General features: G+C 61.6%; 24 protein-coding genes and 1 pseudogene. 24 read left to right on the forward strand and 1 reads right to left on the reverse strand.

Annotated elements, in window-relative coordinates; translation table 11 throughout:
• The first annotated feature begins 2 nt into the window (after window positions 1–2).
• The 6 genes from fabG (at window position 3) to mltG (ending at window position 5,329) form a co-directional block, all read left to right on the forward strand.
• Entirely contained in the window at window positions 3–740 is a 738-nt protein-coding gene (fabG, locus tag ACR0EK_RS00610; protein ID WP_209596801.1) for a 3-oxoacyl-[acyl-carrier-protein] reductase, read from the forward strand.
• A 207-nt stretch (window positions 741–947) separates the two neighbouring features.
• Window positions 948–1,181, forward strand: coding sequence for an acyl carrier protein (locus ACR0EK_RS00615; protein ID WP_050602116.1), 234 nt, complete (start codon window positions 948–950; stop codon window positions 1,179–1,181).
• Between the two features lie 138 nt (window positions 1,182–1,319).
• Window positions 1,320–1,859: a GNAT family N-acetyltransferase gene (locus ACR0EK_RS00620; protein ID WP_267364575.1), complete on the forward strand. Its 540-nt coding sequence runs from the start codon at window positions 1,320–1,322 to the stop codon at window positions 1,857–1,859.
• Between the two features lie 123 nt (window positions 1,860–1,982).
• Complete coding sequence (locus ACR0EK_RS00625; RefSeq protein WP_480564242.1) at window positions 1,983–2,726, forward strand: 1-(5-phosphoribosyl)-5-[(5-phosphoribosylamino)methylideneamino]imidazole-4-carboxamide isomerase; 744 nt, start codon at window positions 1,983–1,985, stop codon at window positions 2,724–2,726.
• Between the two features lie 179 nt (window positions 2,727–2,905).
• Window positions 2,906–4,171, forward strand: coding sequence for a beta-ketoacyl-ACP synthase II (gene fabF / locus ACR0EK_RS00630; protein WP_209596796.1), 1,266 nt, complete (start codon window positions 2,906–2,908; stop codon window positions 4,169–4,171).
• Window positions 4,172–5,329, forward strand: coding sequence for an endolytic transglycosylase MltG (gene mltG, locus ACR0EK_RS00635; RefSeq protein ID WP_480504731.1), 1,158 nt, complete (start codon window positions 4,172–4,174; stop codon window positions 5,327–5,329).
• A 90-nt stretch (window positions 5,330–5,419) separates the two neighbouring features.
• On the opposite strand, the gene ACR0EK_RS00640 is transcribed toward mltG, so the two are convergent.
• Window positions 5,420–6,685 (reverse strand): DEAD/DEAH box helicase, encoded by a 1,266-nt coding sequence (locus ACR0EK_RS00640; protein ID WP_480565243.1) that lies wholly within the window; start codon window positions 6,683–6,685, stop codon window positions 5,420–5,422.
• A gap of 690 nt (window positions 6,686–7,375) precedes the next feature.
• On the opposite strand from ACR0EK_RS00640, the gene ACR0EK_RS00645 reads away from it, so the two are divergent.
• The 18 genes and pseudogenes from ACR0EK_RS00645 to ACR0EK_RS00730 all read left to right on the forward strand — a co-directional run.
• Window positions 7,376–7,720 (forward strand): hypothetical protein, encoded by a 345-nt coding sequence (locus tag ACR0EK_RS00645; protein ID WP_480564247.1) that lies wholly within the window; start codon window positions 7,376–7,378, stop codon window positions 7,718–7,720.
• Complete coding sequence (locus tag ACR0EK_RS00650) at window positions 7,629–8,999, forward strand: DNA-packaging protein (protein WP_480564250.1); 1,371 nt, start codon at window positions 7,629–7,631, stop codon at window positions 8,997–8,999. Before ACR0EK_RS00645 ends, ACR0EK_RS00650 begins: the two co-directional genes overlap by 92 nt.
• A 104-nt stretch (window positions 9,000–9,103) precedes the next feature.
• On the forward strand, window positions 9,104–9,730 hold the full coding sequence (locus ACR0EK_RS00655; RefSeq protein WP_480564253.1) for a hypothetical protein: 627 nt from the start codon (window positions 9,104–9,106) through the stop codon (window positions 9,728–9,730).
• Window positions 9,731–10,065: 335 nt separating this feature from the next.
• Window positions 10,066–11,229 carry a phage portal protein gene (locus ACR0EK_RS00660; RefSeq protein ID WP_480564256.1) on the forward strand — a complete coding sequence of 388 codons (1,164 nt, stop codon included), beginning with the start codon at window positions 10,066–10,068 and terminating at the stop codon, window positions 11,227–11,229.
• A complete protein-coding gene (locus ACR0EK_RS00665; RefSeq protein WP_480480401.1) occupies window positions 11,222–11,440 on the forward strand; it encodes a GTA head formation protein, RCAP_rcc01685 family in 219 nt (72 codons plus the stop codon). The genes ACR0EK_RS00660 and ACR0EK_RS00665 overlap by 8 nt, the downstream gene beginning before the upstream one ends.
• Before the next feature lie 14 nt (window positions 11,441–11,454).
• Window positions 11,455–12,012 (forward strand): HK97 family phage prohead protease, encoded by a 558-nt coding sequence (locus ACR0EK_RS00670; protein WP_480564259.1) that lies wholly within the window; start codon window positions 11,455–11,457, stop codon window positions 12,010–12,012.
• Between the two features lie 35 nt (window positions 12,013–12,047).
• The gene (locus ACR0EK_RS00675; RefSeq protein ID WP_267365002.1) at window positions 12,048–13,226 is read left to right on the forward strand and encodes a phage major capsid protein; all 1,179 of its coding nucleotides are present in this window, start codon (window positions 12,048–12,050) and stop codon (window positions 13,224–13,226) included.
• A gap of 171 nt (window positions 13,227–13,397) precedes the next feature.
• Window positions 13,398–13,997: a head-tail connector protein gene (locus ACR0EK_RS00680; protein WP_480485292.1), complete on the forward strand. Its 600-nt coding sequence runs from the start codon at window positions 13,398–13,400 to the stop codon at window positions 13,995–13,997.
• A complete protein-coding gene (locus ACR0EK_RS00685) occupies window positions 13,994–14,332 on the forward strand; it encodes a phage head closure protein (RefSeq protein WP_480485293.1) in 339 nt (112 codons plus the stop codon). The genes ACR0EK_RS00680 and ACR0EK_RS00685 overlap by 4 nt, the downstream gene beginning before the upstream one ends.
• Entirely contained in the window at window positions 14,329–14,742 is a 414-nt protein-coding gene (locus ACR0EK_RS00690) for a DUF3168 domain-containing protein (RefSeq protein WP_480485295.1), read from the forward strand. Before ACR0EK_RS00685 ends, ACR0EK_RS00690 begins: the two co-directional genes overlap by 4 nt.
• 20 nt (window positions 14,743–14,762) lie before the next feature.
• Entirely contained in the window at window positions 14,763–15,176 is a 414-nt protein-coding gene (locus tag ACR0EK_RS00695) for a phage major tail protein, TP901-1 family (protein ID WP_267364994.1), read from the forward strand.
• 4 nt (window positions 15,177–15,180) lie between these two features.
• Window positions 15,181–15,501 carry a gene transfer agent family protein gene (locus tag ACR0EK_RS00700; protein WP_267364992.1) on the forward strand — a complete coding sequence of 107 codons (321 nt, stop codon included), beginning with the start codon at window positions 15,181–15,183 and terminating at the stop codon, window positions 15,499–15,501.
• The gene (locus tag ACR0EK_RS00705; protein WP_267364990.1) at window positions 15,498–15,707 is read left to right on the forward strand and encodes a rcc01693 family protein; all 210 of its coding nucleotides are present in this window, start codon (window positions 15,498–15,500) and stop codon (window positions 15,705–15,707) included. Before ACR0EK_RS00700 ends, ACR0EK_RS00705 begins: the two co-directional genes overlap by 4 nt.
• A complete protein-coding gene (locus tag ACR0EK_RS00710; RefSeq protein ID WP_480480413.1) occupies window positions 15,694–16,356 on the forward strand; it encodes a phage tail tape measure protein in 663 nt (220 codons plus the stop codon). The genes ACR0EK_RS00705 and ACR0EK_RS00710 overlap by 14 nt, the downstream gene beginning before the upstream one ends.
• 15 nt (window positions 16,357–16,371) lie before the next feature.
• The gene (locus ACR0EK_RS00715) at window positions 16,372–17,004 is read left to right on the forward strand and encodes a DUF2460 domain-containing protein (protein ID WP_267364987.1); all 633 of its coding nucleotides are present in this window, start codon (window positions 16,372–16,374) and stop codon (window positions 17,002–17,004) included.
• Window positions 17,004–17,891: a DUF2163 domain-containing protein gene (locus tag ACR0EK_RS00720; protein ID WP_480564265.1), complete on the forward strand. Its 888-nt coding sequence runs from the start codon at window positions 17,004–17,006 to the stop codon at window positions 17,889–17,891. Before ACR0EK_RS00715 ends, ACR0EK_RS00720 begins: the two co-directional genes overlap by 1 nt.
• A complete protein-coding gene (locus ACR0EK_RS00725; protein WP_480564268.1) occupies window positions 17,888–18,334 on the forward strand; it encodes a C40 family peptidase in 447 nt (148 codons plus the stop codon). Before ACR0EK_RS00720 ends, ACR0EK_RS00725 begins: the two co-directional genes overlap by 4 nt.
• Window positions 18,334–19,665: pseudogene (locus ACR0EK_RS00730) on the forward strand (baseplate multidomain protein megatron); the annotation flags it as partial. The gene ACR0EK_RS00725 and the pseudogene ACR0EK_RS00730, both read left to right, overlap by 1 nt.
• Window positions 19,666–19,800: the final 135 nt, after the last annotated feature.

A 19,800-nucleotide genomic window follows, 5' to 3' on the forward strand; every position in this document is an offset into this window, starting at 1 on the left:
GAATGTTTGATTTAACAGGTAAGAATGCGCTGATCACCGGTGCTTCGGGCGGTATCGGAGGCCACATCGCACGTGCGTTGCATGGCGCAGGTGCAACGGTTGGGTTGTCCGGTACACGCGTTGAACCGCTTCAGGCTCTGGCCGACGAACTGGGCGAACGCGCACATGTTCTGCCTTGCAACTTAAGTGATCCGGAAGCCGTTGAAGCGTTGCCAAAGCAAGCGGCCGAGGCGATGGGATCGGTGGACATTCTTGTAAACAACGCCGGAATCACGCGCGACAATCTGTTCATGCGCATGTCTGATGAAGAATGGCAAAGCGTCATTGATGTGAACATGACCTCGACCATGAAACTGTGCAAAGGGGTGATCCGGGGTATGATGAAGGCGCGCTGGGGCCGGATCGTCAATGTCTCGTCCGTGGTGGCCGCAATCGGTAATCCGGGGCAGGCGAACTATGCCGCGTCGAAGGCCGGTATGATCGGGTTTTCCAAAGCTTTGGCTCACGAAGTTGCGACGCGCGGAATTACTGTGAATGCCGTGGCACCTGGATTTATCACGACGGCAATGACAGAGAAACTGACCGAGGAACAGAAAAAGGGTCTGTTGCTCAAGGTTCCAGCCGGGCGCATGGGCGATCCGGAGGAAATTGCAGCTGCGGTTCTGTATCTTTCCAGCCCCGAAGCGGGCTATGTTACCGGAAGCACCTTGCATGTGAATGGCGGTATGGCCATGTTGTGAGCGCGACAGGGGCGAGTGCGAAAGCGTTTGCCTCTTGCGTCGACTATGCTATAGGCGGCGCATCTATGCGGGGCCGGTCGTTCAGGTCGGCCTTCTATTTCCCGGTTCGCCGGGACCGAAACCGCCCAAAACGGGCAAACCAAAGCCAACCCGTGCGGGCAAGGGCAGAATCGGGCGGACCGCCCTGTAAAGGAATGAGGAATAGACATGAGCGACGTCGCAGATCGCGTTAAGAAGATCGTTGTTGAGCACCTGGGTGTTGAAGAAGATAAAGTCGTGGAAAACGCGTCCTTCATCGACGATCTGGGCGCAGACAGCCTGGACACTGTTGAGCTGGTCATGGCCTTCGAAGAAGAGTTCGGCATCGAGATCCCCGATGACGCAGCCGAGACCATCCAGACCTTTGGCGACGCCGTCAAGTTCATCAGCGAAGCGTCCTAAGCGTTTCTTTCTGATTAAAATCGGCGCTTCCGGGCAACGGGGGCGCCGTTTTTTTATGCCTGCCCGAATTTCGGGCTTGCGTGGCTATTGTGGCCTGCGCACTGTTTCCACTGAGGCAAAACTCAAAGTGGACAGGGCATGATAAGATCCACTCCGATGATAAATACCGCGCGTTTGACGCTGTGCGCTATGCGCCCAGAGGACTTTGACCGGTTCGCAGAAATCTGGCGTAACCCTTGCGTCGTGCGGCATATCGGCGGTTCTCCCCGATCGCGTGGCGAAGCGTGGGATTCTTTCCTGCGTAATGCGGGGCATTGGCAGATGGCCGGTTTTGGTCAGTGGGGCGTAATGCAGCAATCGAATCGCAAGCTGATCGGGCAAGCCGGATTCTTCTATAGCAACCGATGCATGGGCGACGATTTCGACGGCTTCCCCGAGGCAGGGTGGGTTCTGGTCCCCGAAGCACAGGGGCAGGGATTGGGATACGAGGCCGCCAAGGCTGCGCATGACTGGTTTGACCGGGTGATTCCCGGACCGTTGGTCGCGATGATAAACGCGTCCAACACGTCTTCGCAGAAACTCGCCAAGAAGCTTGGCTATGTTCTGATGCGGGAAGGGGTGTATAATGAAACCCCGGTGCATTTGTTACGACGCAACGGACCGCCAGCCCGCGCATAGATTCGCCACTTAATCAGTATGCCGCAAAATGGCCAAACTGTGCCGATCCCGGAGATTTCGGGCGGGCTTTCTGGATGTATGCTGCCGGGGATTTTCAGAGCGATTGAGCGGAGGACCAAGCTCATGAGGATTTACCCCACGATGGAACTGCAGAACGGCCGGTGTGTCTCGCTGGACAAGGGTCGTCTGGAAGAAGCGATGATCTGGCACGTGAATCCGGTAGAAACCGCACGGAGCTGGGCAGAGGCGGGTGCCGAATGGATGCACCTGACGGATTTCGACGCGATCGAGGGCAAGGATACCAACGCGCAGCTGGTCGGAGATATCATTCGCAAGGCCGAGATTCCGGTGCAGCTGGCGGGTGGCATGCGCACGCGCGAACAGATTGAGCGCTGGATCGACAAGGGCGCGGGCCGCGTTGTGGTTGGCACGCTGGCCGCGCGCGAACCGAACCTGGTCAAGGAACTGGCCAAGCTTTACCCGGATCAGATCGTGCTGTCGGTTGATGTCTGGCAAGGCCTTGTTATGACTGACGGCTGGCGCAGCCAAAGTGCGTTCACGCCCGAAGCCTTTATCGACGCGTTCGGCGATGCGCCTTTTGCCGCCATCGTGGTGACGGATATCGACAGCGACATCGAAGATGTCGAGGCAAAGCTGGGTCTGATCTCGCGATTGGCAAACCATTCGCGTACCCCGGTGATTGCCAGCGGTGTCGTGCGCACGGCAGACGATATCTCGCGGCTGGCATACATCCCCAATATCTCGGGCGCGATTGTCGGGCGCGCGTTGTTCCGCAAGACACTAGACTTGGCCAAAGCACTTGAAACTGCCAAATCGGCCCACGAGCCAGTCGCGCAGTTTCAGTAAGCAACTCCGCCCTTTCGGCTGAACGCGCGAAAGGGCGGTTTTGACAAGCGCCGAATTTCCGGTTTCCTTGGGCATTCGGCGGCAGAACGCCGGGGCGGAAAGAACCGTTGCTCTTGCCCCCGCACCCCGGGCCGGGGTATGAGCGGTTCTCATAACAGGAAGCAGGCAAGAGGCACTTCATGCGCAGAGTTGTTGTAACCGGTCTTGGATTGGTCACTCCTTTGGCCAGCGGGGTCGAGGAAACCTGGTCGCGGCTGCTGGACGGAGAGTCCGGCGCAGGCCCAATCACGCATTTCGATGCAGAGGCAAGCGGGGTCGCAACGACCTACGCCTGCGAGGTGCCGCGCGGCGACGGAACCAACGGGACCTTCAATCCCGATGACTGGATGCCGCTGAAAGAGCAACGCAAGATCGAAGACTTTATTCTGTATTCCATCGCAGCCGCCGAAATGGCCTGTAAGGATGCAGGCTGGCTGCCGGAAGACGAAGAATCGCGCCTGCGTACTGGTGTTCTGATCGGCTCGGGCATTGGTGGTCTGGGATCGATTGCCAATACCGCGAACCTGATCCGCGACAAGGGTCCGCGCCGGGTATCTCCGTTCTTCATTCCGGGCGCACTGATCAACCTGGCCTCGGGTCAGGTATCAATCCGCCACGGGTTCAAAGGGCCGAACCACTCGGTCGTGACCGCGTGTTCAACCGGGGCGCACGCAATCGGCGACGCCAGCCGCATCATCCGGGCGGGTGACGCGGATGTCATGGTGGCAGGTGGTGGCGAGGGCTGCATCTGCGAGATCGGTATTGCCGGGTTCAACGCATGTAAGGCGCTGTCGACCAAATATGCAGATAATCCCAAGGCTGCCAGCCGACCCTATGACGTGGACCGTGACGGTTTCGTTATGGGAGAGGGCGCTGGCATCGTGGTTCTGGAAGATTACGAGCACGCCAAGGCGCGTGGTGCCAAGATATACGCCGAAGTTCTGGGCTATGGTATGTCGGGCGACGCCTATCACATCACCGCCCCGTCCGAGGATGGCGACGGGGCCGAACGCTCCATGAGAGCGGCGTTGCGCAGCGCCGGGCTGGAGCCGAAAGACCTGGATTACATCAACGCGCATGGCACCTCGACCATGGCGGACACGATCGAACTGGGTGCTGTCGAGCGCCTGTTGGGCGAGCATGCCGGGAATGCGACGATGAGCTCGACCAAGTCGGCAACCGGTCACTTGCTGGGTGCTGCGGGTGCGATTGAGGCGATATTCTCAATCCTGGCGATCCGCGATCAGGTCGCACCGCCAACAATCAACCTGGACAACCCGGCAGTTGAAACTCCGATTGATCTTGCCCCCAACGCCAAGCGCGAGCGTGAGATTAACGTGGCGTTGTCGAACTCGTTCGGGTTTGGCGGAACCAATGCCAGCGTGATCTTCGGAAAGGTCAGTTAAATGTGGCGGGCCATCGCTTCGAATGCGCTGACCATCCTGGTGGTCGGCCTGTTTCTGGTGGGCGGTCTGATCCTGTGGGGACAGTCGCAGTACAAGGCCGAAGGCCCGCTTGAAACTGCGATTTGCCTTCAGGTCAAAAGCGGTTCGAATATGACACGTGTCAGTCGCGATCTGGAAGATCAGGGTGCCATTCGCAGTTCAATTCTGTTTCGGATGGCCGCTGACTATACCGATCAGGCGCAGCGGTTGAAAGCGGGCAGCTTTCTGGTGCGCGAAGGCGCGTCTATGGCGCAGATCATCGAAGAAATCACCAGCAGCGGCGCCAGCACTTGTGGGTCGGAAATCGAATACCGTATCGGTGTGACACGCACCCAAACCCGCGTGCGTGAATTGAACCCGGCAACATTGGATTTCGTCGAGATTGCTTCATTTGATGCGGCAGAGGAAGAAACGCCTGATGCCTATACCGAGAAGCGCAACGAGGCTGACACGCGCTATCGCGTGTCGCTGGCCGAAGGTGTGACCTCGTGGCAGGTGGTTGAAGCTCTGAAATCATTCGAAGCGCTGTCAGGTGAAGTGACCGAGATCCCGGCTGAGGGCATGTTGGCCCCGGACAGTTACGATGTTGTGGCCGGACAGGATCGCAATGCGATTTTGCAGGCCATGCAGGACAAGCAACAACTGCGGATCAACGCGGTTTGGGAAAGCCGCCAAGGCGGGTTGCCGCTGGACACTCCTGAAGAGATGCTGATCCTTGCGTCTATCATCGAAAAGGAAACCGGTGTTCCGGAGGAACGTGGCCAGGTCGCCAGTGTGTTCGTGAACCGCCTGAAACAGGGGATGCGCCTGCAAACAGATCCGACCGTCATCTATGGCGTGACAAAGGGGCAGGGCACATTGGGCCGCGGGTTGCGGCGCAGCGAACTGAACCGTCCGACACCGTGGAACACCTATCAGATTGATGGGCTGCCCCCCACGCCGATTGCAAATCCGGGTCTGGCGAGCCTTGAAGCTGCGGTTGCGCCGGATGACACCAACTATGTATTCTTCGTCGCCGACGGCTCGGGCGGTCATGCGTTTGCAGAAACCCTGCAGGAGCATAATCGCAACGTTGCCAAATGGCGCGAAATTGAGGAACAGCAAAGCTCGGGGAATTAAGCCCGGCGGAATGCTGGTTTTGCTAACAAAAAACGCCGACGCCGGTATGAAAACTGGCGTCGGCGTTTTCTTTGGCAGCCTGTTCAGTCCTTAGGCGGCTGAACGTCTTTTGTTGGGACGGCGCCGTCTGCTGCTGGAAGGTTTCCCATCACCGTTGGCCGGTTTGGGTTTAAACCCGCGACGGCGGTTGTTTTGACGACGTGCAGGTTGCTGAACCTCGACCCCTTCCGGCATGGTGCCGCTTGTGACAGGGATTTCAATTTTCATCAGCTTCTGGATCTGACGCAGCAGGTCGACTTCTTCCGGTGCACAGAACGCGATCGCTTCCCCTTCGCGCCCGGCACGGGCGGTGCGCCCGATACGGTGGACGTAATTGTCGGGTACGTCGGGCAGGTCGAAGTTGATGACATAGGCGACACCGGGGATGTCGATGCCACGCGCGGCAACGTCGGTGGCCACCAGTATGTTCACCTCTCCAGCGCGGAAGGCATTGATGGCCCGGTCACGCTGGCCCTGGCTTTTGTTCCCGTGAATGGATGCTGCGTTGAAGCCATCGGCGACCAGCCCTTTCATCAGCCGCTCGGCACCGTGTTTTGTGCGGGTGAAGACCAGCGTCAGTGCATCCGCGTCCTGAGACAGGATATGGCGAAGTTTAGAGGGTTTTTCGGCTTTTGGAACAAAATGAAGGGACTGAGTGATCTTGTCCGCCGCCTTGCCCGGGGGTGAAACCTGCACCCGCTGTGGATTGTTCAGATAGGCACGGCTGAGCTCCTCCATCTGTTTCGGCATTGTGGCCGAGAACAGCATGGTCTGGCGGGGTGTTCCCAGTGCAGGCGCGATGCGACGCAGAGCGTGAATGAAGCCCAGGTCAAGCATCTGATCTGCTTCGTCCAATACCAGATGGCGCACCGAACCAAGGTCAACAGCGCCGCGTTCCATCAGGTCAATCAGGCGCCCCGGGGTGGCGACCAAAATATCGGTGCCGCGGGCAAGGAACATCACTTGTTTGTTGATCGACTGGCCACCAACAACTGTGGCGACCCGCAGCTTTGTTCCTTTGGTGAGGGTGCGCAAACTGTCGGCGATCTGGTTCACCAACTCGCGTGTAGGGGCGAGGATCAGCGATTTGGCTGTTTTGGGATCGGGCTTGCCGGGTTGTGCCAGCAGGTGGTCGATCAGAGGCAGGCCAAAGGCCAGTGTCTTGCCGGTGCCGGTTTGGGCCAGCCCGAGGATGTCATGCCCGTTCAGGGCCAGCGGAATGGCCTGGTTCTGAATCGGGGTGGGTTGTGTGAAATTGGCGCGTTTCAACGCGTCGTTCAGTGTCGGCGCGAGGCCGAGCATATCGAAGTCGAACAAAAAATTATCCTTTACGGCCCGCAGGTTAAGCCCCGCGAGCAGGTGATGACTGGCCACGTTCATGTGACCGGCAGGGTTGAGCGAGACCTCGGGATGCGCGAGCGTATCCAGCGCCATCCGGCCATCGCCTAAAGAACCCTGCGTGAAGGGGAACTGGGAGTTATGTGTTGGCGCTGTGGGGCCTGAAGCCCGACGATGCTCACGCGGTGGCGCCGTGATGAGGGGCACATGAGGGTTTCGGGGGGAAATGTCAAGAACTGGTTTTGCAGCGCGCCGGACCCTGCGGCGCCGAAATCGGGTGATGCGGGCGATTTTGAGCGCGACTTCGGAAAATGTCAGGTTTGTACACGCGTCCGCGCGGGGGTTGTGCAATTTGTACACGCTGAAAGCGGCACAGGGGTAACCCTGTATTAACCCCTCTGGTCGGTTAGGCGGTCAGGGCTAGGGAGGCAAAAGGGCGGGGCGGCGTTTAGGCCGAGGGTTACCACAGCCGGAAATTCACTGTCCGTTAACCCGCACCGTACGATCCCTGTTGCGTACCTGTTGCGTAAACCCTTGACTTTGCGCGCTTTATCCCGTATAGGTTGTGTCATGCTAGAAGAAGTGGGCGAACGGCCTCGGGGTGACCCGATGGCCGTTTTTTCGTTTCTCTCGTGCGGAGAACACTCACGCATGAGGTCACAGGCAAACATGACTTTGATTACCCCGGAAGAGCGGATTTCCCAGACGGCTGAACTGTTGCAGTCCCTGGAAAGGTCCATTCGCGATCTGCGGCAAGCGGCAGAAGACCTGCGCAAACAGATCGGTGCCGGGGAGGATGCAGATCTTGCTGGTTCAGCCAAGCAACTCGGTCAGCTGGAGGGGCTGATCCGAAGTTGCCAGAAAGTGGAGACAAGCTTTGTCGAACAACATTACAGACAAGCCGGAATTGCCCAAGGGGGCTATGCGCTCGACCTTGAGCGGGCCCGATTTGAGATCGGGTGCAGGCTGGCTCGCCTCCGCCGATGCTGCGGTGCGGGAGAGTTTTCTGAGTGAGATCGGGGAGGGGGGGCTGTGTGCCCTCCCTTTCCTGTTTGAATTCTGGGCGCTGCCACATCAATTGCCGCCCGAGGGCGACTGGCGGTCCTGGGTGATCATGGGCGGGCGCGGTGCGGGCAAGACGCGGGCCGGGGCCGAGTGGGTAAGGTCGATGGTCGAGGGGCCGAAACCGCTGGACAAGGGCGAGGCGTGCCGCGTGGCGCTGGTGGGTGAAACATTCGATCAGGTGCGCGACGTGATGATCTTTGGCGACAGCGGGATATTGCAATGCTCGCCCCCGGATCGGCGACCCGTGTGGAAGGCATCGGAACGCAAGCTGATCTGGCCCAACGGGGCCGAGGCTCAGGCGTTTTCGGCACATGATCCCGAAGGGCTGCGCGGGCCGCAGTTCGATGCGGCCTGGGTGGATGAGCTGGCCAAGTGGAAGAAGGCGAGCGAGACCTGGGACATGCTGCAATTTGCGCTGCGTTTGGGCGAGCGGCCCCGGGTTTGCGTGACCACAACGCCGCGCAATGTGAAGGTTTTGAAGGAGTTGCTGGCGTCGTCGTCCACCGTGCAGACCCATGCGCCGACCGAAGCGAACCGGGCCAATCTGGCGGCGTCGTTTCTGGAAGAAGTGCGCGCGCGCTATGCGGGTACGCGGCTGGGGCGGCAGGAGCTGGACGGGGTGCTGCTGTCAGACGCGGAAGGAGCGCTGTGGACGGGTTCGATGCTGGAGGCGGCGCGCTGTGCGCAGGTGCCCGAATTGGATCGCATCGTGGTGGCGCTGGACCCGGCGGTGACATCCGGGTCAGGCGCGGATGCCTGCGGGATCGTGGTGGTTGGCGCGCAAGTGCAAGGCCCGCCTGAGGCGTGGCGGGCGTTCGTGCTGGCTGACCGGACGGTGCAGGGCGTTGGCCCGGCGGGCTGGGCGCAGGCGGCGATTGACACGATGGATGAGTTCGGGGCCGAACGGCTGGTGGCCGAGGTCAATCAGGGCGGGCAACTGGTGGAAGAGGTCGTGCGGCAGGTGGACCCTCTGGTCCCTTATCGTGCGGTGCGGGCGTCACGCGGCAAGGTCGCGCGGGCCGAGCCTGTAGCGGCGCTGTACGAGCAGGGGCGGGTGGCCCATGTGGCCGGGCTGGACGCGCTGGAGGAGCAGATGTGCCAGATGACGGCGCGCGGGTTCGAGGGGCAGGGCTCACCCGACCGGGTCGACGCGCTGGTCTGGGCGCTGCATGAGTTGGTGGTGGGGCCTGCGGGGGCGTTTCGAAGGCCGAGGGTGCGGGCGTTGTGAGCCTAGCGATGGCGAAGTAATGACGACAACAAAGCTTTAACCAAGCTTTTCTATCAACTGTTTGCGGCTGGTTTCTGGAGATATGGCAGTGTATAGGCCAAGCTATGCAAAAGGTCACAGTAACCAATACTAACAGATTTGATTTAAAAGATATTCTTGACCCCGACGAAAAGCTACTTTGGTCAGGTGGACCGGGTTACGGAACCAAGTACTTTCAAGTTGTAGGTGACGAGCGTAAGCTCCATTTCTTTAACTTAATTGCTTGTGTTGTCATGTGGGCGACGCTGCCGTTCATCAATGCCGACGCCCAGTTTGGTCCCGGTGATGCGCTTTGGATTTATGGGGCCACGACATTCGCCTTTTTCTTGTTTTCAACAGGCATCGCGAGCCAGCGTCAGTATGTGCTGAACAACCTGGCCTACTTTGTCACAGATAGGCGCGTGATTGTTTGTAGGCGCGGTAGAAATTGGAGACTTGGTGTACGGCTCTATGTCATATCGTGTGAGCATTCAGCAACGTTTCCGTACTCTGTTGTCGATACGCGCCCTTACCCGTCACTTGAGGTTGGTATTCTTCTTTCCGAACAGCAAGTACAGCCATTCGGACTCGGGCTTTCTCACCCAGGTCATCCAATTCTCTTTGGCAGGACGCATTATCCCATTTTGCTAGACTATATTCCGGATGCCGAGCATCTAGTTGCGACTATTCGGTCGTGTTGCCTTGACAGGTAGGACCATGGATTTCATCGGAAAAGTACTGAAGTTCCCGTCTGCAGCTGAGTTGCCGGTTCTGAAGCAAGGGTTATTTGTCAGACTGATCTTCGTTGCAATCTTGCTGTTTGCGTCGATTTCAGAACAACGATCGCTCCTCTACTACGTACTAACCCTACCTTGGATATACTTGATACTGATGTTCAGCGTGATCGAAAGCAGGTTTGCGAACCGAAACGATCCGCGTGATTGACCCGTTGCGCACCCCCCGTACGCCCCGTTCCCAAGGCTTAAACGTCTTTCCGTCATAACTCCTTTCAACAAGCCGGGCAAAGCGGCGGCAGAAAGGAGCACAGATGGTATTCGATTTCTTGCGTCGTGGATCGGCTGAGGCAGCGCCCGAGGCGAAGGCGAGCGCGACGGGGCCTGTGGTGGCGTGGCAGACCGGCGGGCGCGTGGCGTGGAGCCCGCGGGACACGGTGTCTCTGACGCGGACGGGATTTTCGGGCAATCCGGTGGGGTTTCGGTCGGTCAAGCTGATTGCTGAATCGGCGGCGGCTCTGCCCTTGATATTGCAGGGTCAGGGGCAGCGTTTCGATGCGCATCCGATCCTGGCTCTGTTGCGGCGCCCGAATGCGGCGCAGGGGCGGGCAGAGATGCTGGAGGCCCTGTTCGGGCAGCTGCTGCTGTCGGGCAATGCTTATGTCGAGGCGGTGCAGGCCGAGGACGGGCTGCCGGTTGAGCTGCATGTTCTGCGCTCGGACCGGATGAGCGTGGTGCCGGGGGCGGATGGGTGGCCCAAGGCCTATGATTACAGCGTCGGCGGCAAGACGCACCGGTTCTCGGCCGAGGCCATCTGCCATATCAAGACGTTCCACCCGCAAGATGATCATTACGGGTTCTCGCCGATGCAGGCGGCGGCGACGGCGATTGATGTGCACAACAGCGCCTCGCGGTGGTCGAAATCGCTGCTGGACAATGCCGCGCGGCCCTCGGGGGCGCTGGTGTGGAAGGGCGGTGATGGGCACGGAATGATGGCCGAGGAGCAGTTCCGCCGCTTGTCCGACGAGATCGAGCAGAACTATCGCGGGGCGCGCAATGCGGGTCGGCCGATGGTTCTGGAGGGGGGGCTGGATTGGAAGCCGATGGGCTTTTCCCCCTCGGACATGGAGTTTCAGAAGACCAAGGAAGCCGCCGCCCGCGAGATCGCGCTGGCCTTTGGGGTCCCGCCGATGCTGCTGGGCATACAGGGCGACGCGACCTATTCAAACTATCAGGAGGCCAACCGGGCGTTTTACCGCCTTACCGTGCTGCCCCTGGTGACGCGGGTGGCGGCGGCGGTGTCGGAGTGGCTGACGGGCTTTACCGGCGAGGACCTGATCCTGAAGCCCGATCTGGATCAGGTAACGGCCCTGTCTGCCGAGAGGGATGCGCAATGGGCGCGGGTCAACCGGGCGGAATTCCTGAGCGATGTGGAAAAACGCAGATTGCTGGGGCTGCCGGAGCGTGCCGATGGCTGAGGGGTATCCGCCGTTCGACTGCGCGCCGGGGCTACGTCTGGCCGCGCATGAGCGGGTGGCCGAGATCCAGCACGCGCATCTGTGCAGGCGGCTGGATCAGATCGAAGAGATGATGGAGCGGCTGGAGAAACGGCTGTGGCTGACAGTCTATGGTGTGGCCGCAGTGATCCTGGCGCAGGCGTTTCAGTCATTCCTGGTGGTAACGCCATAAGTTCAGTGGGTTACATGGAGAAGTTCATGGATTTGGAGCATAAGTTCGCAGGGTTTGGTGACATCCTGTCAGTGACCGAGGATGCGGTGATCGAAGGCTATGCCAGCCTGTTCGGGCAAGTCGATCAGGGCAGTGACATGGTGCAGCGCGGGGCCTATCGCGCCTCGCTTGAGGGGCTCGCCAAGGCGGGTCAGCGGGTCAAGATGCTGTGGCAGCACGACCCGGCGCAACCCATAGGTGTCTGGGACGAGGTGCGCGAGGACGACAAGGGCTTGTGGGTCAAGGGTCGCCTGCTGGAAAGCACCCAGAAAGGCCGGGAAGCGGCCGAGCTGATCCGGGCGGGTGCGATGGATGGCCTGTCGATCGGCTATCGCACCAAACGGGCCGTGAAGAATGACAAGGGCCACCGGGTCCTGACCGAACTGGAGCTGTGGGAGGTGTCGCTTGTGACCTTCCCGATGCTGCCCAGTGCGCGGGTGGCGGCAAAGGGGAGCGACCCCGATGCCGAGAACACCTGGCGCAGTATTGCCGAGGTGTTCAACGACGCCCGGCAGGAGCTGGCGCGGACCTAGCGCGCCTCAAACCCACCCAAAAACAGGACATGCTGATGAGCAAGACCGAGATCCCGGCCTTGACCGGAGAGGGTGCGCCCCTGGTTCAGGAGGTGAAGCAGGCGATGGCTGGCTTCGTGAATGAATTCAAGGGCCTGAAGGCTGAAGTTAAAACCAAATTGCAACAGACAGAAGAGCGACTGACCATGCTGGATCGTAAATCAACCATCGCGGCGCGCCCGCATCTTGCGGCCTCGACCCTGGACGGTGCCCCGCACCAGAAGGCGTTCGACGCCTATGTACGCTCGGGCGAGGATGATGGGCTGCGCGGGCTGGAAATGGAGAGCAAATCGCTGTCCACCGCCGTCAACAGCGATGGTGGGTATCTGGTCGATCCGCAGACCGCCGAGACGATCAAGTCGGTTCTGAACGCAACCGCGTCAATCCGTTCGATTGCGTCGGTGGTGAATGTCGAGGCGAATTCGTTCGATGTGCTGATCGACCATACCGATGTCGGTGCCGGCTGGGCAGATGAGAATTCGGCCACTTCCGAAACCGGAACCCCGTCGATTGACCGTATCTCGATCCCGCTGCACGAGTTGAGCGCGCTGCCCAAAGCCTCGCAACGTTTGCTGGATGACAGCGCGTTCGATGTCGAGGGCTGGCTGGCCGGTCGGATTGCCGACAAGTTCGCCCGTGCCGAGGCGGCGGCCTTTATCACGGGTGATGGTGTGGACAAACCCAAGGGTCTGATGATCCACCGTGCGGTATCCGATGACACGTGGTCCTGGGGCAGCCTGGGGTATGTTGCCACCGGCATCGATGGCGGCGTCGATGCGGATGCGATTGTCGATGTGGTTTATGCGCTGGGCGCGCAATACCGGGTCAATGGCACATTCGTCATGAACTCGAAAACGGCGGGTGTGATCCGCAAGCTGAAAGACAGCGATGGCCGCTTCCTGTGGTCGGACGGTCTGGCCGCCGGTGAGCCCGCGCGCCTGATGGGCTATCCGGTACTGATTGCCGAGGACATGCCGGACGCGGCCTCGGACAGCTTCTCGATCGCGTTTGGCGACTTCAAATCCGGTTACACCATCGCCGAGCGCCCCGATCTGCGCGTGCTGCGTGATCCGTTCAGCGCCAAGCCGCATGTCCTGTTCTATGCGACCAAGCGTGTGGGCGGCGATGTGAGCGACTTTGCAGCCATCAAGCTGGTGAAATTCGGCATCGCCTAAGCGGTGACGAATCCGGGGGGCCATCGGCCCCTCGGGCGGCGGGCGCGGGCCGGGGTGAGATCCCCCGCGTTGTCTAGCTGCTCCCCTCCGTCCGAGCAACGTGGGGCGGCGCGTGCCCGTCATTTTCCTGACTGAGGCCCCCGGTGGGGTCCGAGATTGCGGAGTGAATGGATGATGTTGATCGAAGAAACCGCCATCGCGGATGCGGCGCTGCCGGTGGATCAGTTCAAGGCGCATCTGCGGCTGGGCAGGGGCTTTGCCGAGGATGACGTTCAGAACGAGGTGCTGAAGGGGTTCCTGCGGGCGGCCATGGCCGCGATTGAGGCGCGCACCGGCAAGGTTCTGATCGAGCGCGACTTTTCATGGAGCCTGAGCGGTTGGCGCGATCCGTTGGGCGAGGTTTTACCGGTTGCTCCGGTGACATCGGTGCTGGCCATGACGCTGACCGATGCTGCAGGTTCTGAAACCGTTGCGGATGCGGCGGTGTATCGGCTGGAACGCGATGGCCAGCGCCCGCGGGTGCGGCCGGTCGGGTCGGCCCTGCCTGCGATTGCAACGGGGGGTGCGGTGAAGATCTCCTTCACGGCCGGGATGGCCACGGATTGGGCCGGTTTGCCCGCCGATCTGGGCCAGGCGGTTCTGCTGCTGGCGGCGCATTATTACGAATACCGGGACGAGACCGCGCTGGGCGCGGGGTGTATGCCGTTTGGGGTTACCAGCCTGATCCAGCGCTATCGGATGGTGCGCTTTGGTGCGGGGGTGGTGCAATGAACACGCCGCGTCTGAACCGCAAGCTGGTGCTTGAGGCCCCGATGCGCAGCGCTGACGGGTCCGGGGGATATACCGAGGCATGGGCCGCGCTGGGAACGCTGTGGGCCGAGGTCACGGCGCGCAGTGGCGCGGAACGGCAGATCGCCGGCGTTTCCGTCTCGCGCGTGGGGTATCGCATCGTGGTGCGGGGCGCGCCCGAGGGATCGACCATGCGCCCGGCGCCGGATCAGCGGTTTCGCGAAGGCAATCGCCGTTTCGTCATCCGCGCCGTGGCTGAGCGCGACGCGCGCGGCCAGTACCTGACCTGTTTCGCGGATGAAGAGGTGGCGGCATGAGTTATGGCGTATCAGCCGCCCTGCAGGCGGCGGTGTTTCAGCACCTGACCGGGGATGCGGATGTCAGCGGCCAGTCCGGTGGCGCGATCTATGACGCGGTGCCCACGGGAACGGTTCCGCAGACCTATGTGACATTGGGCCCGGAAGAGGTCCGCGACGCTTCGGACCGGTCGGGCGCGGGTGCGATCCACCGCTTCACGGTTTCGGTGGTGTCCGAAGCCGCCGGGTTTGGCGCGGCAAAGACGCTGGCCGGGGCGGTGTGTGACGCGCTGGACAATGCGCCACTGGCTCTGAGCCGCGGGCATCTGATCGGGCTGTGGTTCGAGCGCGCCTCGGCCCGGCGGACCGGGACAGGCGGCAGCATCCGCCAGATCGACCTGAGATTCCGCGCCCGCGTGGAAGACGACTAAGCAATCAACGGAGAGAGCACATGGCTGCCCAGAACGGAAAAGACCTTTTGGTCAAAGTGGATATGAACGGCACGGGCCTGTTCCAGACCATAGCGGGCCTGCGGGCCACGCGGATCAGTTTCAACGCCGAAAGCGTGGATGTCACCAGCCTGGAAAGCCAGGGGGGCTGGCGCGAGCTGTTGTCGGGGGCGGGGGTCAAATCGGCCTCAATCTCGGGCTCGGGCGTGTTCAAGGATGCTGGTACGGACGAACGTGCGCGGCAGCTGTTCTTTGACGGCGAGACCCCGGCGTTTCAGGTGATCATCCCCGATTTCGGCATTGTCGAGGGGGCGTTTCAGGTGACGGGCATCGAGTATGCAGGCTCGCACAACGGTGAGGCGACTTATGAGATGAGCATGGCAAGCGCCGGTGCGCTGAGCTTTACGGCGCTGTAATCGCATGGCCAATCCGTGGACGGGCGAGGTGGCACTGACCATCGATGGAGAGCGGCGGGTGCTCAAGCTGACGCTGGGCGCTTTGGCGGAACTGGAGCAGGAGCTGAACACCGGATCCCTGGTCGAGCTGGTGCAGCGGTTCGAGGGTGGCGCGTATTCCAGCAGTGACGTGCTGGCGCTGATCGTTGCCGGATTGCGGGGCGGGGGCCGGGATACCAGCCGCGCCGACCTGCTTCATGCCGAAATCGAGGGCGGCCCGATGGCTGCGGCCAAAGCGGCGGCCGAACTGCTGGCCCGCGCCTTCATGGTGCCGGAAACGACATGAGCGGGTTTGACTGGCCCGCCCTGATGCGGGCCGGGTTTCTGGGGCTGCGGCTGACGCCGGATCAGTTCTGGCGTCTGACCCCGGCAGAACTGCGGCTGATGCTGGGGCAGGGCGCCGGGATGTCCGCGATGAACCGGGCAGGCCTTGACGCGCTGCTGGCCGCCTTCCCGGACAAGCAACAAGGAGAGCGTGATGACGGATCGTGACGGGTTTGACGACTTGCAGGAGCGGGGGGCAGCGCTGGGCGATGCCCTGGGTGATGCTGCGACGATGGCCGCGGCGTTTGACAGCCAGATGAAGCGGATCAGCGCCGCGTTCGAGGAAACCGGCAAGGATGTCGCCACGTTGGAACGGGGCATGTCCAGCGGTTTGCGCAAGGCGTTCGATGGCGTGGTTCTGGACGGGATGAGCCTGTCGGGCGCGCTGGATGTGCTGAAGAACTCGTTGATCCAAACGGCTTATGCAGCCGCGATCAAGCCGGTGACGGATCATTTTGGCGGATTGCTGGCAAACTCGGTCGGCGGGTTGGTGCAGGGTCTTCTGCCCTTTGCCGATGGCGGCAGTTTCAGCCAGGGCCGGGTGATGCCGTTTGCCAATGGCGGCGTGGTCAGCAGCCCGACGATGTTTCCGATGCGCGGCGGCACCGGGCTGATGGGCGAGGCCGGCCCCGAGGCGATCATGCCGCTGGCGCGCGGCGCGGACGGCAAGCTGGGCGTGCGCACGCAGGGCGGTGGGCGTTCGGTGAATGTGGTGATGAACATCACGACCCCGGATGTGCAGGGGTTCCGCCGCTCGCAGGGACAGATTGCAGCACAGATGAGCCGTGCGTTGGGGCGCGGCAATCGCAACAGGTAAATCAGGGAGCAGGTGATGACTTTCCACGAGGTGAGATTTCCCGCCAGCCTGAGCTTTGGCTCGGTCGGGGGCCCCGAGCGGCGCACGGATATCGTGACGCTGGCCAACGGGTTCGAAGAGCGCAACACGCCCTGGGCCCATTCCCGGCGCAGGTATGACGCGGGGCTGGGTATGCGCTCGCTGGACGATATCGAGACGCTGATCTCGTTCTTCGAGGCGCGGCAGGGCCAGATGTACGGGTTTCGCTGGAAGGACTGGTCGGATTTCAAATCCGGCAAGGCCACGTTGGATGTCGATGTCGGAGATCAGGTTATCGCACGCGGCGACGGTGTGCGGACCGAGTTTCAGCTGATCAAGACCTATAGCTCGGGCGGGGTCAGCTATGCCCGCCCCATCGTCAAGCCGGTGCTTGGGACGGTGCGTCTGGGGCTGGATCAGGATGAGATCCGGGAGGGCGTGGAATTCGAGGTTGATCTGGCAACAGGCCGGATCACCTTTGCCGACCCGCCACCGGAAGAGGTGGATATCACCGCCGGGTTCGAATTCGATGTGCCGGTGCGGTTTGACACCGACAAGATCCATACCAGCGTCGCCAGTTTTCAGGCCGGAGAGGCGCCGAACGTTCCCGTGGTTGAGGTGCGTGTCTGATGGCTGTGGATGAACAGGGCCTGCACGCGCATCTGCAAAGCGGGATGACCACCGTGTGCCGGTGTTGGGCGATCAGACGCCGGGATGGTCAGGAATACGGGTTCACCGATCATGATCTGGAACTTGGCTTTGACGGATTGACGTTCAGGGCCAGCACCGGTTTGACGGCGGCGGCCATCGAGCAGGCCACCGGCCTGTCCATTGACAACACCGAAGCCATGGGCGCGCTGTCGGATGCGGCCATTCGCGAAGAGGATATCGAGGCGGGGCGGTTCGACGGGGCCGAAGTGCGCGCGTGGCTGGTCAACTGGGCCGACCCGGATCAGCGCATCCTTCAGTTCCGGGGCTCGATCGGGGAATTGCGGCGCGCAGGCGGTGCATTCCACGCCGAGTTGCGTGGCCTGACCGATTTGCTGAACCGCCCGTTGGGGCGCGTGTATCAGAAGCCTTGTACTGCCGTTTTGGGGGACCGGACCTGTCGGTTCGACATGGATACGCCCGGCTATTGGATTGAGGGCGCCGTCACCGGTTTTGATGGTGGAACCGTTCTGCTTGTCGCGGGCGGGGCAACCATCGAAGACGGCTGGTTCGAGCGCGGCAGGATTGACGTTGTGTCGGGAGCGGCGAAGGGGCTCTGGTCATCAATCAAGCATGACCAGCAGGTGGCGGACGGGCGGCAGATCACGCTCTGGTCCGGTTTCGGGGAAAGCCTGGTGCCGGGTGACACGGTCAGGCTGAGGGCGGGGTGCGACAAACGCATGGAGACCTGTCGTTTGAAGTTCAACAACCTTCTGAACTTTCAGGGCTTTCCCGATCTTCCGGGCGAAGATTGGGTGATGGCCGTTCCCAAACAGAGCAAAGCCAACAGCGGAGGGAGCCTGAGGTGACGATACACAGGCAGGATATTGTCGCAGAAGTGCGCAGCTGGCTGGGGACGCCTTATGTGCATCAGGCCTCGACCAAGGGGGCGGGCACGGATTGTCTGGGCCTGCTGCGCGGCGTCTGGCGCGCCGTGATCGGACAGGAGCCCGAGGCGGTTCCGGTCTACAGTCTGGACTGGTCCGAGCCGCAGGGCGAGGAACGCATGTGGGCGGCGGCGCGGCGGCATCTGGTCGAAAAACCGGTCGGCGATTTCGCGGTCGCAGATGTGCTGCTGTTCCGGATGCGCGATGGCAGCGTGGCCAAACATCTTGGCATCGTCAGCGTCGCAGGCCACGAGCCGAGGTTCGTTCACGCCTATTCCGGTCATGGCGTCGTCGAGAACGCGCTGAGCGGCCCTTGGCGCCGCAGGGTCGTTTCCTGTTTCGAATTCCCGTTGGAGGTGCTCTGATGGCTACTATTCTTCTTTCCGCAGCCGGGGCGGCGCTGGGCGGTTCAATCGGCGGAACGGTCGCGGGCCTGTCCACCGCGATCATCGGCCGGGCCATTGGCGCGACGGTTGGGCGGGTCATCGACCAGAGGTTCTTCAGCCAGTCCGTCATGGGCAGTGGCAGCGAAGTCGTCGAAACAGGCCGCATGGACCGGTTCAGGCTGACGGAAACCGGCGAGGGTGCACCGGTGACCACGGTCTTTGGGCGTATGCGCGTGGGTGGTCAGGTCATCTGGGCGTCGGACTTTCTTGAGACCGAGACCCGGGAAACGCAGGGCGGCGGAGGCGGGGGCAAAGGCAAACCCAAGGCCCCCGAAGTGACCACCGTCAGCTACAGCTATTCGATTTCGCTGGCCATTGCCGTTGGTGCAGGCGAGATCGCCGATGTCGGGCGCATCTGGGCAGACGGGGAAGAACAGGACCGATCCGGGCTGAACATGCGCATCTATCACGGCACGCAGGATCAGTTGCCCGATCCCCTGATCGAAGCAATCGAAGGGGCGGGTACGGTGCCGGCCTATCGCGGTACAGCCTATGTCGTGATCGAGGATTTCCCGCTTGCGAGTTTTGGCAACCGGGTGCCGCAGTTCTCGTTCGAGGTGGTGCGCCCCGCGCAGCGCGACATGCCGGATTACCCAAGCGCCCTGCCGCAGATCGTGCGGGGCGTGGCGGTGATTCCGGGTACGGGCGAGTATGCGCTGGCCCGTTCGCAGGTGAATTATACGCAATCCGGGACAAGCTGGGCGGCCAATGTGCATTCCGCGTCGGGTGTATCGGATCTTGTGAGCTCGACCCGTGCGCTGGAGACCGAGCTGCCAAATTGCGGCGCGGCCTCGTTGGTGGTGTCGTGGTTCGGTGACGATCTGAGATGCGGCACATGCACGATCCGGCCCAAGGTCGAACAGAGTGGTACGGACAGCCGCAACATGCCATGGATCGTGTCGGATCAGGTCCGCAGCACGGCGGGCCAGGTCGCGCGGCAGGACGGCCGCCCGGTCTATGGCGGAACACCCGCAGACCCGGCGGTGGTCGAGGCGATCCGACACCTCAACCAGTCGGGAAAACGGGTCATGTTCTATCCGTTCATCCTAATGGAGCAATTGCAGGGAAACGGGCTGCCCGATCCCTGGTCAGAGGCCACAAGTCAGCCCCACCTGCCTTGGCGGGGACGGATCACGCTGGATGTGGCGCCGGGGCGCGCGGGGTCTGCTGATCAGACCGCGGCGGCGGACGCGCAGGTGGCCGCGTTCTTTGGGACGGCAAGTGCTGCGGATTTTACGATCAACGAAGGTTTTGACGCCCCGGTGGACATCGGCGGCGGCAGCGGCAGCAGTGGCTCGGGCCCGGTGCTTGGCGGGCGGCCGGATGATCGCGGGCCTGGCGATTTGCAATGGGTAAACGGTGGCGGCACGTTTGGCGGCTTGCTT

The sequence above is a fragment of the Ruegeria sp. AE4 genome (genome assembly GCF_056542185.1).

Bases quoted from the DNA above. Each gene is read 5' to 3' on its own strand.
- fabG (WP_209596801.1), top strand. From the start codon at position 3: ATGTTTGATTTAACAGGTAAGAATGCGCTGATCACCGGTGCTTCGGGC.
- ACR0EK_RS00615 (WP_050602116.1), top strand. From the start codon at position 948: ATGAGCGACGTCGCAGATCGCGTTAAGAAGATCGTTGTTGAGCACCTG.
- ACR0EK_RS00620 (WP_267364575.1), top strand. From the start codon at position 1,320: ATGATAAGATCCACTCCGATGATAAATACCGCGCGTTTGACGCTGTGC.
- ACR0EK_RS00625 (WP_480564242.1), top strand. From the start codon at position 1,983: ATGAGGATTTACCCCACGATGGAACTGCAGAACGGCCGGTGTGTCTCG.
- fabF (WP_209596796.1), top strand. From the start codon at position 2,906: ATGCGCAGAGTTGTTGTAACCGGTCTTGGATTGGTCACTCCTTTGGCC.
- mltG (WP_480504731.1), top strand. From the start codon at position 4,172: ATGTGGCGGGCCATCGCTTCGAATGCGCTGACCATCCTGGTGGTCGGC.
- ACR0EK_RS00645 (WP_480564247.1), top strand. From the start codon at position 7,376: ATGACTTTGATTACCCCGGAAGAGCGGATTTCCCAGACGGCTGAACTG.
- ACR0EK_RS00650 (WP_480564250.1), top strand. From the start codon at position 7,629: ATGCGCTCGACCTTGAGCGGGCCCGATTTGAGATCGGGTGCAGGCTGG.
- ACR0EK_RS00655 (WP_480564253.1), top strand. From the start codon at position 9,104: ATGCAAAAGGTCACAGTAACCAATACTAACAGATTTGATTTAAAAGAT.
- ACR0EK_RS00660 (WP_480564256.1), top strand. From the start codon at position 10,066: ATGGTATTCGATTTCTTGCGTCGTGGATCGGCTGAGGCAGCGCCCGAG.
- ACR0EK_RS00665 (WP_480480401.1), top strand. From the start codon at position 11,222: ATGGCTGAGGGGTATCCGCCGTTCGACTGCGCGCCGGGGCTACGTCTG.
- ACR0EK_RS00670 (WP_480564259.1), top strand. From the start codon at position 11,455: ATGGAGAAGTTCATGGATTTGGAGCATAAGTTCGCAGGGTTTGGTGAC.
- ACR0EK_RS00675 (WP_267365002.1), top strand. From the start codon at position 12,048: ATGAGCAAGACCGAGATCCCGGCCTTGACCGGAGAGGGTGCGCCCCTG.
- ACR0EK_RS00680 (WP_480485292.1), top strand. From the start codon at position 13,398: ATGATGTTGATCGAAGAAACCGCCATCGCGGATGCGGCGCTGCCGGTG.
- ACR0EK_RS00685 (WP_480485293.1), top strand. From the start codon at position 13,994: ATGAACACGCCGCGTCTGAACCGCAAGCTGGTGCTTGAGGCCCCGATG.
- ACR0EK_RS00690 (WP_480485295.1), top strand. From the start codon at position 14,329: ATGAGTTATGGCGTATCAGCCGCCCTGCAGGCGGCGGTGTTTCAGCAC.
- ACR0EK_RS00695 (WP_267364994.1), top strand. From the start codon at position 14,763: ATGGCTGCCCAGAACGGAAAAGACCTTTTGGTCAAAGTGGATATGAAC.
- ACR0EK_RS00700 (WP_267364992.1), top strand. From the start codon at position 15,181: ATGGCCAATCCGTGGACGGGCGAGGTGGCACTGACCATCGATGGAGAG.
- ACR0EK_RS00705 (WP_267364990.1), top strand. From the start codon at position 15,498: ATGAGCGGGTTTGACTGGCCCGCCCTGATGCGGGCCGGGTTTCTGGGG.
- ACR0EK_RS00710 (WP_480480413.1), top strand. From the start codon at position 15,694: ATGACGGATCGTGACGGGTTTGACGACTTGCAGGAGCGGGGGGCAGCG.
- ACR0EK_RS00715 (WP_267364987.1), top strand. From the start codon at position 16,372: ATGACTTTCCACGAGGTGAGATTTCCCGCCAGCCTGAGCTTTGGCTCG.
- ACR0EK_RS00720 (WP_480564265.1), top strand. From the start codon at position 17,004: ATGGCTGTGGATGAACAGGGCCTGCACGCGCATCTGCAAAGCGGGATG.